The sequence below is a fragment of the Marinobacterium sedimentorum genome (genome assembly GCF_024267675.1).
In the GTDB taxonomy this organism is placed as follows: domain Bacteria; phylum Pseudomonadota; class Gammaproteobacteria; order Pseudomonadales; family Balneatricaceae; genus Marinobacterium_A; species Marinobacterium_A sedimentorum.
In genome coordinates this window covers 1-15,567 of sequence record NZ_JALDYX010000055.1, presented here as the reverse complement: position 1 = coordinate 15,567, position 15,567 = coordinate 1, and the positions used below count along the sequence as shown (strand labels likewise).

The window sequence follows — 15,567 nt, the reverse complement described above, 5'->3', positions numbered from 1 at the left end:
ACCCGATCGCCATGGAAGAAGGCCTGCGTTTCGCGATTCGCGAAGGCGGCCGTACTGTTGGTGCCGGCGTTGTAGCTAAAATCATCGCCTAATTGAAAATTAGGTGTTGCCAAGTGGTAGGGGCGGGCATATAATTCGCGTCCCTATTACGCAGTAGGCCAGTGGCTCAATTGGCAGAGCAGCGGTCTCCAAAACCGCAGGTTGGGGGTTCGAGTCCCTCCTGGCCTGCCACTTTCAATCGGAAGTGGCGTCAAATTAGCGCAAGCTTATCTTAGCTGAGGCTACAAAGTGATCTCTAAAGCAGTCCCTGTGGAATCAAAATTCGATGGCCTTAAGTGGCTTGTCGTTGTCCTGGTGGTAGCGGCGGGTGTGGTTGGGAACTCCGTGTTTTCCGATCAGTCACTGTTCTATCGCGCTGTTGCGCTGATAGTGCTGGCTTTGCTGGCTGGATTTGTAGCGTTAAATACTGCAAAGGGAAGGTCGTTTTTTAGCCTGTTCAAGGAAGCCAAGACCGAAATCCGCAAGGTGGTCTGGCCGACGCGACAGGAAACCCTGCAGACGACTCTGATGGTTGTTGTGGTGGTGCTGATTGTCGGGCTCCTGTTATGGGGTCTGGATTCGCTTCTGGGTTGGTTTGTGTCTGGTGTAATCGGTTAAGGAGTTTTTTTGTATGGCAATGCGTTGGTATGTCGTCCATGCGTACTCCGGTTACGAGAAGCGTGTAATGAACTCGCTGAAAGAGCGGGTTGAGCTTTACAACATGCAGGATAAATTCGGTGACATCCTGGTTCCGACCGAGGAAATCATCGAAATTCGTGATGGCAAGAAGCGCAAGTCTGAGCGCAAGTTCTATCCGGGCTACGTGCTGGTTCAGATAGACATGGAAGACGAAGCGTGGCATCTGGTCAAGAATACGCCGCGTGTATTGGGTTTCATCGGCGGTACCGCCGACAAACCGGCACCTATCACCGAAAAAGAGGCGCAGGAGATTCTGCGTCGCGTCGAAAGTGGTGTCGACAAGCCGCGGCCGAAGACTCTCTTCGAGCCGGGCGAAATGGTACGTGTTGTGGATGGTCCCTTTGCCGACTTTAACGGTGTGGTGGAAGAGGTCAACTACGAGAAAAACAGGCTCCACGTGGCGGTGCTGATCTTTGGTCGCTCCACACCTGTAGAGCTGGAATTTGCTCAGGTCGAAAAGGCCTGATCAGACCTCTTTGAATTCGGATTGCCCTGGTTGTGTTTACGCAGCCGGGGCTTTCCATTGTCGAGAATGGGGAGCCGCAAGGCGCTTGAACCCTGAAGGAGTAGCTTAATGGCTAAGAAGATTAATGCTTATATCAAGCTGCAGGTAAAAGCTGGTCAGGCTAACCCGAGCCCGCCAGTCGGTCCTGCGCTGGGTCAGCACGGCGTTAACATCATGGAATTCTGCAAGGCGTTCAACGCCGCGACCCAGGGTATCGAGCCCGGTCTGCCGACTCCTGTTGTTATCACTGTATACAGCGATCGCAGCTTTACCTTTATCACCAAGACGCCTCCGGCGGCTATTCTGCTGAAAAAAGCAGCGGGCCTGAAAAGCGGCTCCAGTCGTCCGAACACCGATAAAGTCGGTAGCGTGACGCGTGCTCAGCTGGAAGAGATTGCCACCATCAAAATGCCGGATCTGACTGCCGGTGACATGGATGCAGCCGTTCGCACCATCGCGGGCTCTGCGCGCAGCATGGGTCTTGTTGTAGAGGGTGATGAATAATGGCTAATCTGTCCAAGCGTCAGAAAGCAATCAAGGCAAAAGTCGTAGCGACCAAGCAGTATGCAATCGACGAAGCCGTTGCTCTGCTGACTGAACTCTCCACTGTGAAGTTCAAAGAGTCCGTAGACGTTGCTATCAATCTGGGTGTTGACCCGCGTAAATCCGACCAGGTTGTACGCGGTTCCACCGTACTGCCGCACGGTACTGGCAAGACTGTACGTGTTGCTGTTTTCGCCCAGGGCGAAAATGCCGAGAAAGCCAAGGCTGCCGGCGCTGATATCGTAGGTTTTGACGATCTGGCAGACTCCATCAAGGCCGGTAATCTGGACTTCGGTGTTGTTATCGCTACGCCTGATGCCATGCGTGTTGTCGGTCAGTTGGGTCAGATCCTGGGCCCGCGTGGTCTGATGCCTAACCCGAAGGTTGGCACCGTAACCATGGACGTCGCAACGGCTGTCAAGAATGCCAAGGCCGGTCAGGTACGTTTCCGTACTGACAAGAACGGCATCATTCACGCTGGTGTAGGCCAGGCCGACTTCGCTGCCGGTTCCGTGAAAGAAAACATCGAAGCACTGATCGCTGACCTGAAAAAGCTGAAGCCGGCTTCTTCCAAAGGCGTCTATGTGAAGAAAGTGACCCTGTCCACTACCATGGGCCCGGGTCTGACTATCGATCAGGCTTCCCTGAGCGTTTAAGTCACCCCTTAAAAGGTTTTTTGAGGGTCTTCGTGACCTGGTAAACAGATACGAAGGCCGTCAAAGACCGCAGGTGGTATGACCTGTGCCAGTCAGTTGTCGGTGCAAGGATATACCTTAATGGTTTGCCGGCCTGCGCAGACGGTGAGATTCAAACCTTGGATCTATAAAACCACCGTGCTCAAGCCGGGCTCTGCATGACAGATCCCGGTTGTTGGTAAACAGTCGAAAGACTCAATCCAGGAGTTTATCGTGGCATTAGGACTAGAAGACAAAAAGGCGATCGTTGCCGATGTCCAGCTAGCTGCTCAGAATGCTCTGTCGGCCGTCGTGGCCGATTCCCGCGGTGTTACCGTTGGGAAGATGACAGAACTTCGCCAGCTGGCTCGTGACAATGGCGTATGGCTGAAGGTTGTGCGTAACACCCTGGCCCGCCGTGCGATCGAAGGTACTGCCTACGAGTGTCTCGCAGACACTTTCGTTGGCCCGACTATCATTGCGTTCTCCAACGAACACCCGGGTGCCGGTGCGCGCATTCTGCGTGAGTTCGCCAAGGGCAATGACAAGTTCGAGCTGAAGGCTGCTGCCTTTGAAGGCAACAAGGTAGACATCGCGATGCTGGCAAGCCTGCCGACATACGATGAAGCCCTTGCCAAGCTGATGAGCTGCATGAAAGAAGCCGCAGCCGGCAAGCTGGTACGTACCATCGCCGCCGTACGCGAGCAGAAAGAACAGGAAGCTGCCTGAGTTTCTCAGCAGCTTTGTTAACCGATTTTACGAGCAAACGCTCCAGATTTTCAGGAACTGAATCATGTCTCTGACTAAAGAAGATATCCTCAACGCAATCGCTGAAATGTCTGTAATGGACGTTGTTGAACTGGTCTCCGCTATGGAAGAAAAGTTCGGCGTATCTGCTGCAGCTGCCGTTATGGCTGGCCCGGCTGGCGACGCTGCTGCCGCTGTTGAAGAGCAGACTGAATTCGACGTTATTCTGACCGCCGCTGGCGACAAGAAAGTTAACGTCATCAAGGCTGTTCGCGCTGCTACAGGCCTGGGCCTGAAAGAAGCCAAGGAAGTGGTTGATACCGCTCCTTCTACCGTTAAGGAAGGCCTGAGCAAGGACGACGCTGAAGCGCTGAAGAAAGCGCTGGAAGAAGCTGGCGCCGCTGTAGAGCTCAAGTAATAGCGTCTATGCATTCAGAGCGGCTGAAAGCTGTTCAAAGTGCTATGGCTGGTGGCGAATCGCCACCGGCCTTTTTCCGTTATTTATAGACAGCAAATAAATGACGGTGATACAGACTGGAAGGACCCCTTCTGGGCTGGTTCGCAACTTGGTGCACATGCTGGGGAACACTGATGGCTTATTCATATACTGAGAAGAAACGCATCCGCAAGGACTTTGGCAAGCTGCCACAAGTCATGGATGTGCCTTACCTGCTGGCTATCCAGCTCGATTCCTACCGTCGATTCCTGCAGTTTGGTGGAGAAGCCGGCGAGCGTCGCGAAGAAGGTCTGCACGCTGCATTCAATTCCGTATTCCCGATCCAGTCCTATTCCGGCAACGCTGCGCTGGAATATGTGACCTATCGTCTCGGTGAGCCGGTTTTTGATGTAAAAGAATGCCAGATGCGTGGCGTGACCTATGCCGCACCCTTGCGAGTCAAAGTGCGCCTAGTGATTTATGATCGCGAATCCAGCACCAAAGCGGTCAAGGATATCAAAGAGCAGGAAGTCTACATGGGCGAAATGCCGCTGATGACTGATAACGGCACCTTTGTCGTTAACGGTACTGAGCGCGTAATCGTTTCCCAGTTGCACCGCTCACCTGGCGTGTTCTTTGACCACGACAAGGGCAAGACCCATTCATCCGGCAAGCTGCTGTACTCCGCGCGTATCATTCCTTACCGCGGTTCCTGGCTGGACTTCGAATTCGATCCCAAGGATAACCTGTTCGTACGTATTGACCGTCGCCGCAAGCTGCCTGCGACCGTTCTGCTGCGTGCTCTGGGTTATCAGACAGAAGAAATCCTGGATATCTTCTTTAACAACACTACCTGGTCCCTGAGCGACGACAGCATCCGCATGGAGCTGGTGCCAGAGCGTCTGCGCGGCGAAACCATGTCGTTCGAGATCAAGGATCCCGAAGGCAATGTGGTCGTCGAAGCGGGCCGCCGCATTACCCCGCGTCACATCAGCAAGATGGCGCAGGCCGGTATGACCGAGCTGGAAGTTCCGATGGAATACCTGGTGGGCAAGGCAATGGCGAAAGACGTCGTTGATCCGGCCACCGGTGAAGTCATCTCCCTGTGTAACGCCGAAATCACCGAAGATCTGGTGAACAAGATGCGTGCCGTGGGTCTGACTGCCTTCGAAACCCTGTACACCAACGACCTGGATTGCGGTTCGTTCATCTCTGCGACGCTGCGTGTCGACAGCACCCGCAGCCAGATCGAAGCACTGGTCGAAATCTACCGCATGATGCGCCCGGGCGAGCCGCCGACCAAAGAGTCTGCCGAGTCCCTGTTCGAGAACCTGTTCTTCACCGACGAGCGCTACGACCTGTCTGGCGTAGGCCGCATGAAGTTCAACCGTCGACTGGGCCGTGACGAGATTACAGGTCCTGGCGTACTGAGCAAGGAAGACATCCTTGCGGTTATGGAAACCCTGATCGATATCCGCAACGGCAATGGCGTTGTTGATGACATCGACCACCTGGGTAACCGTCGTATCCGTTCCGTCGGCGAAATGGCCGAGAACCAGTTCCGTGTCGGCCTGGTCCGCGTTGAGCGCGCCGTGCGTGAACGTCTGTCCATGGCAGAGTCCGAGAACCTGATGCCGCAGGATCTGATCAACGCCAAGCCGGTTGCGGCGGCGGTGAAGGAATTCTTCGGTTCCAGCCAGCTGTCCCAGTTCATGGACCAGAACAACCCGCTGTCCGAGATCACGCACAAGCGTCGTGTCTCCGCACTGGGCCCAGGCGGTCTGACCCGTGAACGCGCCGGCTTCGAAGTCCGTGACGTACACCCGACCCATTACGGCCGCGTCTGCCCGATCGAGACCCCTGAAGGTCCGAACATCGGTCTGATCAACTCGCTGGCTGTGTATGCGCGCACTAACGATTACGGTTTCCTTGAAACACCGTATCGTCGCGTTATCGACGGTCAGGTTACCGACGATATCGATTACCTGTCGGCGATCGAGGAAAACAAGTACGTCATCGCCCAGGCTTCGGCCACGATGGATGAGAACAAGCGCCTGGTCGACGACCTGGTTGCCGTGCGCCACCTGAACGAATTTACCGTTATGGCGCCGGACAAGATTCAGTACATGGACGTATCGCCGCGTCAGGTGGTCTCCGTTGCTGCATCGCTGATCCCGTTCCTCGAGCACGATGACGCCAACCGCGCCCTCATGGGGTCCAACATGCAGCGTCAGGCTGTACCGACACTGCGTGCCGACAAGCCGCTGGTGGGTACCGGCATGGAGCGCAATGTTGCCTCCGACTCCGGTGTCTGCGTGGTTGCCAGCCGTGGTGGCGAGATCGAGTCGGTGGATGCCGGCCGTATCGTGGTGCGTGTGCACGATGACGAAGTTCAGGCGGGTGATGCCGGTGTCGACATCTACAACCTGACCAAGTACACCCGTTCCAACCAGAACACCTGTATCAACCAGCGTCCTATTGTGCGCCCGGGTGATATCGTGCAGCGTGGCGACATCATGGCTGACGGCCCGTCTGTCGACATGGGCGAGCTGGCCCTGGGTCAGAACATGCGCATCGCGTTCATGCCCTGGAACGGTTACAACTTCGAAGACTCCATCCTCATCTCCGAACGAGTGGTGCAGGAAGATCGCTTTACCACCATCCACATTCAGGAACTGACCTGTGTGGCGCGTGACACCAAGCTGGGGCCTGAGGAAATCACCTCCGACATCCCCAACGTCGGTGAATCCGCGCTGGCCAAGCTGGACGAGTCCGGCGTGGTGCACATTGGTGCTGAAGTCGGGCCTGGTGACATCCTGGTCGGCAAGGTAACACCCAAGGGTGAAACCCAGCTGACGCCGGAAGAAAAACTGCTGCGTGCGATCTTCGGTGAGAAGGCGTCCGACGTTAAGGACACCTCGCTGCGCGTCAAGACCGGTACCATCGGCAAGGTTATCGATGTCCAGGTCTTCATCCGTGACGGTGTGCCCAAGGACGAGCGTGCGCTGTCCATCGAGAAGAGCGAGCTGAACGCCATTCGCAAGGACCTTAACGACGAATTCCGTATCGTCGAGCAGGCTACCTTCGAACGTCTGGCCAAGGTCATGGTTGGCCTCAAGGCTGACGGTGGCGCCGGTCTGGCCAAGGGCGAGGAAATCACCGAGTCCTTCCTGGGTGCGCTCAAGCACTCCGAGTGGTTCAAGATCCGCGTTTCCGACGAAGCCGTATCCGAGCAGCTCGAACTGGCGCGCAAGCAGCTGGAAGAGCGTCGCGAGAACCTCGACAAGCGCTTTGAAGACAAGAAACGCAAGCTGCAGACCGGCGACGATCTGGCACCGGGCGTACTGAAAATCGTCAAGGTATACGTCGCCACCAAGCGCCACGTACAGCCGGGCGACAAGATGGCCGGCCGTCACGGTAACAAGGGTGTTATCTCCGTTATCATGCCGGTTGAAGACATGCCTTACGATGAGAACGGTGAGCCGGTCGACATCGTACTGAACCCGCTGGGCGTACCGTCGCGTATGAACGTCGGACAGGTTCTCGAAACCCACATGGGTGCCGCCGCCAAGGGGCTGGGTCGCAAGATCAACGAGATGCTGGAGGTCGAGCGTGCCAAGGCCGAGAAGGTCAAGGACCTGCGTGCCTTCCTGGGTGAGATCTACAACGGTGATCACGGCGCGGGCAAGGCCTGCCGCCACGAAGGTCTGGAAGACTTCAGCGATGCCGAGATCCTCGACCTGGCGCACAACCTCAAGGGTGGTGTGCCGATCGCGACACCGGCGTTTGACGGTGCCAAGGAAGTCGAACTCAAGACCCTGCTGCGTCTGGCAGGCCTTGATGAGAGCGGTCAGGTAAGCCTGTTTGACGGTCGCAGCGGCGAGAAATTCGACCGCAAGGTGACCGTGGGTTACATGTACATGCTGAAGCTGAACCACCTGGTAGACGACAAGATGCACGCGCGTTCTACCGGCTCCTACAGCCTCGTTACCCAGCAGCCGCTGGGTGGTAAGGCGCAGTTTGGTGGCCAGCGCTTCGGTGAGATGGAGGTCTGGGCCCTGGAGGCGTACGGCGCTGCGTACACCCTGCAGGAAATGCTCACCGTCAAATCCGATGACGTCAATGGTCGTACCAAGATGTATAAAAACATCGTCGACGGTAACCATCAGATGGAACCGGGCATGCCGGAGTCCTTCAACGTGCTGATCAAGGAGATTCGTTCTCTCGGTATCGATATCGAGCTTGAGAACGATTAAGGATTAACACAATCACGTGGCGGGCGCTGCGCGCGCCTGCCCACTACTCCGCGAGGGGCCACCGAACATGAAAGATTTGCTGAATCTGCTGAAGTCCCAGGGACAGTCTGACGAGTTTGACTCGATCAAGATCTCCCTGGCTTCACCGGAAATGATCCGCTCTTGGTCATTCGGTGAAGTTAAAAAGCCGGAAACGATCAACTACCGTACCTTCAAGCCCGAGCGCGAAGGCCTGTTCTGCGCCAAGATCTTTGGCCCGGTCAAGGATTACGAGTGCCTGTGCGGCAAGTACAAGCGCATGAAGCACCGCGGTGTGATCTGCGAGAAGTGTGGCGTTGAAGTCACCCTGGCCAAGGTTCGTCGTGACCGCATGGGTCATATCGAACTGGCGAGCCCGGTTGCTCACATCTGGTTCCTGAAATCCCTGCCGTCCCGTATCGGCCTGATGATGGACATGACGCTGCGCGATATCGAGCGCGTGCTCTACTTCGAATCCTTCGTTGTTATCGATCCGGGCATGACCACGCTTGAGCGCGGCCAGCTGATGAACGATGAGCAATACTTCGAAGCGCTGGAAGAGTTCGGCGACGATTTCGATGCCCGTATGGGTGCCGAAGCCGTACAGGAACTGCTGCTGTCCATTAACTTGGAAGAAACCATCCAGCAGCTGCGCGAAGAGATCCCGGCGACCAATTCGGAAACCAAGATCAAGAAGCTTTCCAAGCGCCTCAAGCTGATGGAATCCTTCTACAAGTCGGGCAACAACCCGGCCTGGATGATCATGAGCGTGCTGCCCGTGCTGCCACCGGACCTGCGTCCGCTGGTACCGCTGGATGGCGGCCGTTTCGCGACCTCCGATCTGAACGATCTGTACCGTCGCGTGATCAACCGCAACAACCGTCTGAAGCGTCTGCTGGATCTGAACGCGCCTGATATCATCGTGCGCAACGAGAAGCGCATGCTGCAGGAAGCGGTCGATGCGCTGCTGGACAACGGTCGTCGTGGCCGCGCCATCACCGGTTCCAACAAACGCCCGCTGAAATCCCTGGCCGATATGATCAAGGGCAAGCAGGGGCGTTTCCGTCAGAACCTTCTCGGTAAGCGTGTCGACTACTCCGGTCGTTCCGTTATCGTGGTGGGTCCGTACCTGCGTCTGCACCAGTGCGGTCTACCGAAGAAAATGGCGCTGGAGCTGTTCAAGCCGTTCATCTTCTCCAAGCTTGAGCTGCGTGGCTATGCCACCACCATCAAGGCTGCCAAGAAGATGGTTGAGCGCGAAGAGCCGCTGGTCTGGGATATCCTGGACGAAGTTATCCGCGAACATCCGGTACTGCTGAACCGCGCACCTACACTGCACCGTCTGGGCATCCAGGCGTTTGAACCGGTACTGATCGAAGGCAAGGCCATCCAGCTGCACCCGCTGGTCTGCGCCGCCTACAACGCCGACTTTGACGGTGACCAGATGGCGGTACACGTACCGCTGACTATCGAAGCGCAGCTGGAAGCCCGCGCGCTGATGATGTCCACCAACAACATCCTGTCGCCCGCCAACGGCGAGCCGATCATTGTACCGTCCCAGGACGTGGTACTGGGTCTGTACTGGATGACCCGTGAGCGCGTTAACGCTCTGGGTGAAGGCATGGCCTTCGCGGACATCGAGGAAGTGGCCCGTGCCCACGGCGCCAAGCAGGTTGACCTGCAGGCCCGCGTCAAGGTGCGTATCCACGAAGTCATCAACGACATCGAAGGCAACGTCGAAGAGCGTACCGAGATCAAGGAGACCACCGTTGGTCGTGCCTTGCTGTTCGCCATCGTTCCCAAGGGTCTGCCGTTCTCGCTGGTTAACCAGTCGATGAAGAAGAAGGCGATCTCCAAGCTGCTGAACGAGGCGTACCGTCGCTGTGGTCTGAAAGACACCGTTATCTTTGCCGACCAGTTGATGTACACCGGTTTCCGTCAGGCGACCGTGTCCGGTTCGTCCATCGGTGTGAACGACTTCGTTATTCCGGATGAAAAAGGGCGGATTATCGACGAAGCCGAAGGCGAAGTTAAAGAAATCGAGCGTCAGTTCTCCGACGGCCTGGTAACCCAGGGCGAGAAATACAACAAGGTTATCGACATCTGGTCCCGTGCCAACGAAGTGCTGGCCAAGCGGATGATGGATAACCTGCGCACCGAGCCGGTACTGGATGCCGCCGGTGAGATCGTCAAGGACAGCGAAGGCAAGGACCTGATTCAGGAATCCTTCAACTCGGTCTACATGATGGCCGACTCCGGTGCCCGAGGCAGCGCCGCCCAGATCCGCCAGCTGGCGGGTATGCGTGGTCTGATGGCCAAGCCGGATGGCTCCATCATCGAAACGCCGATCACCGCGAACTTCCGTGAAGGTCTGAACGTACTGCAGTACTTCATCTCGACCCACGGCGCCCGTAAGGGTCTGGCGGATACGGCACTGAAAACGGCGAACTCCGGTTACCTGACCCGTCGTCTGGTAGACGTGGCGCAGGATCTGGTTATCACCAACGAAGACTGTGGCACCGAAAACGGTCTGCTGCTGACGCCGCTGATCGAAGGCGGCGACGTCGTCGTACGTCTGGGTGATCGTGTGCTGGGTCGTGTCGTTGCCAAGGATATCCTGGATCCCACGGGCAAGGATGTGCTGATCGACGCCGGCACCCTGATCGACGAAGCCTGGGTACACCGTCTGGAAAATGACGAGCGTTACTCCTCGATCGACGAGATCGTGGTGCGCTCTGCCATTACCTGTAACGAAACTCACGGCATCTGCTCGGCCTGTTACGGTCGTGACCTGGGTCGCGGACATCTGGTTAACCGCGGTGAAGCCATTGGTGTTATCGCTGCCCAGTCCATTGGTGAGCCGGGTACCCAGCTGACCATGCGTACCTTCCACATCGGTGGTGCGGCGTCCAGGGCGGCGGCGGTTGACAACATTCAGGTAAAGAACGGCGGTGAAGTCCGTCTGCATAACCTGAAGTTCGTAGAACGTCTGGATGGCAAGCTGGTCGCTACATCGCGTTCCGGCGAGCTGGGTGTGACCGACGAGCACGGCCGTGAGCGCGAGCGCTACAAGCTGCCGTACGGTGCCGTGATCAAGGTGAAGGAAGGTGCCATGGTGAATCCGGGCGACATCGTCGCCAACTGGGATCCGCATACGCATCCGATCATCACTGAAGGCGCGGGTCGTCTGCAGTTCCACGGCATGGACGACGGCGTTACCGTCAAGCGCCAGCAGGACGAGCTGACCGGTCTGTCTTCCATAGACGTACTGGAAGCCAAGGACCGTCCGCAGGCCGGCAAGGACATTCGTCCTATGATCAAGCTGATCAATGCCGACGGCAGCGACATGATGCACCCGGGTACCGATTCTCCGGTTCAGTACCTGCTGCCGCCCAAGGCGATTCTTAACCTGGCTGACGGCGCTGAAGTGGCTGTGGGTGATGTACTGGCGCGTATTCCGCAGGAAGGCAGCGTCAACAAGGACATCACCGGTGGTCTGCCGCGCGTTGCCGACCTGTTTGAAGCACGCAAGCCGAAGGAATCTGCCATCCTGGCGGAAATCTCCGGTGTCATGACCTTCGGCAAGGAAACCAAGGGCAAGCGTCGCATACTGCTGACGCCGGCCAATGGCGATCCGTTCGAAATCATGATGCAGAAGTGGCGTAACCTGAACGTCTTCGAGGGTGAGCAGGTTGAAACGGGTGAGGTCATCTCCGATGGTCCGTCGAACCCGCATGACATTCTGCGCATTCTGGGCGTCGGTGAACTGGCCAAGTACATCGTCGCCGAGATCCAGGACGTTTACCGTCTGCAGGGCGTATTGATCAACGACAAGCACATCGAGGTTATTGTTCGCCAGATGCTGCGCAAGGTCGAAATCGTAACCTCCGGTGACTCCACCTTTATTCCGGGTGAGCAGGTCGAGTTCAGCGCTGTGGCAGAAGAAAACGCCGCGCTGGAAGCCGAAGGCAAGATTCCGGCGAAGTTCGAGCGAGTGCTGCTGGGTATCACCAAGGCATCACTGGCGACCGAATCCTTCATCTCCGCGGCCTCCTTCCAGGAGACAACCCGCGTACTGACTGAAGGTGCGGTAACAGGCAAGAAAGACTACCTGCGTGGTCTGAAAGAAAACGTTGTTGTTGGCCGACTGATTCCGGCCGGTACAGGTCTGGCGTATCACCGCGAGCGCAAGCGCAAGAAGCGTGCCGCCCAGACTCAGCCCGGCACAGCGACCGTGAGTGCGGAAGAAGTGCAGCAGGCGCTGACCGAAGCACTGAACGCCTCGCTGTCAGATTCTGAGTAATTTTTGGTCAGTAATTGACTATAGGGGTCGGAATTGATTAAAATTCCGGCCCCTCTTGTGCTGGGACCATTTGTCGAGCAGGGTGCTTCACGCATTTTGCACGGATATATGGCTCCGGCTTTTTGGTGTTTATCCATTAATACGTGAAAACGTGGAGTTTGCTTAATGGCAACTATCAACCAGCTGGTGCGTGCACCACGCAAACGCGCTGTTGAAAAAAGCGACGTTCCTGCTCTGCAGGCTTGTCCGCAGCGTCGTGGCGTATGTACTCGTGTATACACCACTACACCGAAGAAACCGAACTCAGCGCTGCGCAAAGTGTGCCGTGTGCGTCTGACCAACGGTTTTGAAGTGACTTCCTACATCGGTGGTGAAGGCCACAACCTGCAGGAACACTCTGTCGTGCTGATTCGCGGCGGCCGTGTAAAAGACTTGCCGGGTGTGCGTTACCACACTGTACGTGGTGCTCTGGACTGCTCCGGCGTCAACGACCGTAGACAGGGTCGTTCGAAGTACGGTACCAAGCGTCCTAAATCTTAATCGTCGTCATTACGGCGAGGCTTTGTAGCGCAAATGGCTATCGGGCTAGACCGGACACGGTAAGAGTAAGGTCAGGCGAACCCGCATGAGCGGCATATCCTGAGTTAACCTGAAGACCTTTTTTTGAATTGAGGGCTTATCAATGCCTAGAAGACGCGTCGCTGCAAAGCGCGAAATCCTGCCGGATCCTAAATTCGGTAACAAAACTCTGGCTAAATTCATCAACCACCTGATGGTCAGCGGCAAGAAATCTGTCGCCGAAAAGATCGTTTACGGTGCGCTTGATAAAATCCAGGAACGTACCAAAGCTGACCCGCTGGAAATCTTTGAGAAAGCACTGGAAACCGTACAGCCGATGGTCGAAGTTAAATCCCGTCGTGTAGGTGGTGCTACTTACCAGGTTCCTGTTGAAGTCCGTCCGTCGCGTCGTAACGCTCTGGCCATGCGCTGGCTGGTAGAGTACTCGCGCAAGCGTGGCGAGAAGTCCATGGCCCTGCGCCTGGCGGGTGAGCTGGTCGATGCTGCCGAAGGTCGTGGTGCCGCTGTTAAGAAACGCGAAGACGTGCATCGTATGGCCGAAGCCAACAAGGCTTTTGCTCACTATCGTTTCTAAACTGAGGATAGAGTCGTGGCTCGTAAAACTCCTATAGCACGCTACCGTAACATCGGTATCTGTGCACACGTAGACGCCGGTAAGACCACCACTACCGAACGTGTACTGTTCTACACAGGTCTGTCACACAAGATCGGTGAAGTGCACGACGGTGCTGCCACCATGGACTGGATGGAGCAGGAGCAGGAGCGTGGTATCACTATCACCTCCGCTGCTACGACCTGTTTCTGGGCGGGCATGAACCAGCAGTTCGAACCGCATCGCGTAAACATCATCGACACACCGGGACACGTTGACTTCACCATTGAAGTTGAGCGTTCACTGCGTGTACTCGACGGTGCCGTGGTAGTGCTGTGTGCCTCTTCAGGTGTGCAGCCGCAGACCGAAACTGTATGGCGCCAGGCCAACAAGTACGAAGTTCCGCGCATGGTATTCGTCAACAAGATGGACCGTGCCGGCGCTGACTTCTACATGGTTGTCGACCAGCTGAAGAAGCGTCTGGGTGCTGTTCCCGTGCCGATCAACCTGCCGATCGGTGCTGAAGACGAGTTCAAGGGCGTTGTCGACCTGATTCGCATGAAAGCCATCATGTGGAACGAAGCCGATCAGGGCATGACCTACGAACTGGAAGACATTCCTGCCGATCTGCAGGCGCGTGCTGAAGAGATGCGCGAGCAGATGATTGAAGCGGCTGCTGAAGCCTCTGACGAACTGATGGACAAGTACCTTGAAGGTACTGAGCTGACCATCGAAGAAATCAAGGCTGGTCTGCGTGCCCGTACCCTGAACAACGAAATCGTGCCGATGCTGGCCGGTTCCGCGTTCAAGAACAAGGGTGTCCAGGCCATGCTGGACGCGGTTATCGAATACCTGCCGTCGCCGATCGAAGTCAAGGCGATTGAAGGGACTCTGGATGACAAGGATTCTACGCCTGCGGTTCGTGCCGCTGACGATAGCGCTCCTTTCTCCGCACTGGCGTTCAAGATTGCCACTGACCCCTTCGTTGGTACTCTGACCTTTGTTCGTGTCTACTCCGGTGTTCTGAATTCCGGTGACAGCGTGATCAACTCTGTCAAGTCGAAGAAAGAACGTATCGGTCGTATGGTGCAGATGCACGCCAACCAGCGTGAAGAGATCAAGGAAGTGTGCGCAGGCGACATCGCCGCACTGATCGGCATGAAGGACGTTACCACTGGTGACACCCTGTGCAGCCCGGACGATCGTATCGTTCTGGAGCGCATGGAGTTCCCGGAACCGGTAATCTCTGTTGCTGTTGAGCCGAAATCCAAGGCTGACCAGGAAAAAATGGGTATCGCGCTGGGCAAGCTGGCCCAGGAAGATCCCTCTTTCCGCGTTGAGACCGACCAGGAATCCGGCCAGACCATTATCTCCGGTATGGGTGAGCTTCACCTGGACATCCTCGTTGACCGCATGCGTCGCGAGTTCAAGGTTGAGGCCAACATCGGCAAGCCGCAGGTTGCCTACCGCGAGAAGATCCGCAAAACCGTTGATGCAAACCACAAGTTTGCCCGTCAGTCCGGTGGTCGCGGTCAGTACGGCCACGTTGTTGTGGAGTTCAGCCCGTCCGATCAGGAAGGTCTGGAGTTCATCAACGAAGTCGTAGGTGGATCTATTCCGAAGGAATACATTCCGGCGATCCAGAAGGGTATCGAAGAGCAGATGAAGAACGGCGTCATCGCGGGTTACCCGCTGATTGGCCTGAAAGCTCGTCTGTACGACGGTTCCTTCCACGAGGTTGACTCCAACGAGATGGCGTTTAAAATCGCAGCTTCTCAGGCGTTGAAAAAATACGCTCAGGAAGCGAGCCCCTGTCTGCTCGAGCCGATGATGAAAGTCGAAGTCGTGACTCCGGAAGACTACATGGGCGACGTGATGGGTGACCTTAACCGTCGTCGTGGTCTCGTTCAGGGTATGGATGACACCACCGGTGGCAAGGTTATTCGCGCTCAGGTGCCGTTGGGCGAAATGTTCGGTTATGCGACCGATCTGCGTTCGGCAACCCAGGGTCGTGCGACCTACTCCATGGAGTTTGATGACTACGCTGAAGCGCCTGCAAACATTGCAGAAGCAGTTATCAACCAGAAATAATTACGCCTAATTGATCAAGAGGTATTCGTTATGGGTAAGAAAGCATTTGAACGTAACAAGCCGCACGTAAACGTCGGCACCATCG

General features: G+C 56.3%; 12 protein-coding genes and 1 tRNA gene. All 13 read left to right on the top strand.

Annotation, left to right across the window (positions count from 1 at the left end; all coding sequences use genetic code 11):
- A partial coding sequence (locus MRS74_RS22750) for an EF-Tu C-terminal domain-related protein (RefSeq protein ID WP_461607621.1) occupies positions 1-92 on the top strand: 92 nt, incomplete at its 5' end.
- A gap of 63 nt (positions 93-155) precedes the next feature.
- Positions 156-231 (top strand) — tRNA-Trp (locus MRS74_RS22745).
- A 57-nt stretch (positions 232-288) separates the two neighbouring features.
- Entirely contained in the window at positions 289-657 is a 369-nt protein-coding gene (gene secE, locus MRS74_RS22740) for a preprotein translocase subunit SecE (protein WP_254582577.1), read from the top strand.
- Between the two features lie 13 nt (positions 658-670).
- A complete protein-coding gene (gene nusG, locus MRS74_RS22735; protein WP_254582576.1) occupies positions 671-1,204 on the top strand; it encodes a transcription termination/antitermination protein NusG in 534 nt (177 codons plus the stop codon).
- A 108-nt stretch (positions 1,205-1,312) separates the two neighbouring features.
- Positions 1,313-1,747, top strand: a complete 435-nt coding sequence (gene rplK / locus MRS74_RS22730; protein ID WP_254582575.1) for a 50S ribosomal protein L11 — start codon at positions 1,313-1,315, stop codon at positions 1,745-1,747.
- Positions 1,747-2,442 (top strand): 50S ribosomal protein L1, encoded by a 696-nt coding sequence (gene rplA / locus MRS74_RS22725; RefSeq protein ID WP_254582574.1) that lies wholly within the window; start codon positions 1,747-1,749, stop codon positions 2,440-2,442. The genes rplK and rplA overlap by 1 nt, the downstream gene beginning before the upstream one ends.
- A gap of 252 nt (positions 2,443-2,694) precedes the next feature.
- Positions 2,695-3,189, top strand: a complete 495-nt coding sequence (rplJ, locus tag MRS74_RS22720) for a 50S ribosomal protein L10 (protein ID WP_067386421.1) — start codon at positions 2,695-2,697, stop codon at positions 3,187-3,189.
- A 64-nt stretch (positions 3,190-3,253) separates the two neighbouring features.
- Positions 3,254-3,625 (top strand): 50S ribosomal protein L7/L12, encoded by a 372-nt coding sequence (gene rplL / locus MRS74_RS22715; protein WP_254582573.1) that lies wholly within the window; start codon positions 3,254-3,256, stop codon positions 3,623-3,625.
- A 173-nt stretch (positions 3,626-3,798) separates the two neighbouring features.
- Entirely contained in the window at positions 3,799-7,899 is a 4,101-nt protein-coding gene (gene rpoB, locus MRS74_RS22710; protein WP_254582572.1) for a DNA-directed RNA polymerase subunit beta, read from the top strand.
- Between the two features lie 67 nt (positions 7,900-7,966).
- A complete protein-coding gene (gene rpoC / locus MRS74_RS22705; protein ID WP_254582571.1) occupies positions 7,967-12,220 on the top strand; it encodes a DNA-directed RNA polymerase subunit beta' in 4,254 nt (1,417 codons plus the stop codon).
- A gap of 165 nt (positions 12,221-12,385) precedes the next feature.
- Entirely contained in the window at positions 12,386-12,760 is a 375-nt protein-coding gene (gene rpsL / locus MRS74_RS22700) for a 30S ribosomal protein S12 (RefSeq protein WP_254582570.1), read from the top strand.
- Positions 12,761-12,902: 142 nt separating this feature from the next.
- Positions 12,903-13,373, top strand: coding sequence for a 30S ribosomal protein S7 (rpsG, locus tag MRS74_RS22695; protein WP_020683899.1), 471 nt, complete (start codon positions 12,903-12,905; stop codon positions 13,371-13,373).
- Positions 13,374-13,388: 15 nt separating this feature from the next.
- Entirely contained in the window at positions 13,389-15,482 is a 2,094-nt protein-coding gene (gene fusA / locus MRS74_RS22690; protein WP_254582569.1) for an elongation factor G, read from the top strand.
- Positions 15,483-15,567: the final 85 nt, after the last annotated feature.

Bases quoted from the DNA above. Each gene is read 5' to 3' on its own strand.
- rpsL (WP_254582570.1), top strand. From the start codon at position 12,386: ATGGCAACTATCAACCAGCTGGTGCGTGCACCACGCAAACGCGCTGTT.
- rpoB (WP_254582572.1), top strand. From the start codon at position 3,799: ATGGCTTATTCATATACTGAGAAGAAACGCATCCGCAAGGACTTTGGC.
- rplL (WP_254582573.1), top strand. From the start codon at position 3,254: ATGTCTCTGACTAAAGAAGATATCCTCAACGCAATCGCTGAAATGTCT.
- rplA (WP_254582574.1), top strand. From the start codon at position 1,747: ATGGCTAATCTGTCCAAGCGTCAGAAAGCAATCAAGGCAAAAGTCGTA.
- nusG (WP_254582576.1), top strand. From the start codon at position 671: ATGGCAATGCGTTGGTATGTCGTCCATGCGTACTCCGGTTACGAGAAG.
- rplK (WP_254582575.1), top strand. From the start codon at position 1,313: ATGGCTAAGAAGATTAATGCTTATATCAAGCTGCAGGTAAAAGCTGGT.
- rpoC (WP_254582571.1), top strand. From the start codon at position 7,967: ATGAAAGATTTGCTGAATCTGCTGAAGTCCCAGGGACAGTCTGACGAG.
- rpsG (WP_020683899.1), top strand. From the start codon at position 12,903: ATGCCTAGAAGACGCGTCGCTGCAAAGCGCGAAATCCTGCCGGATCCT.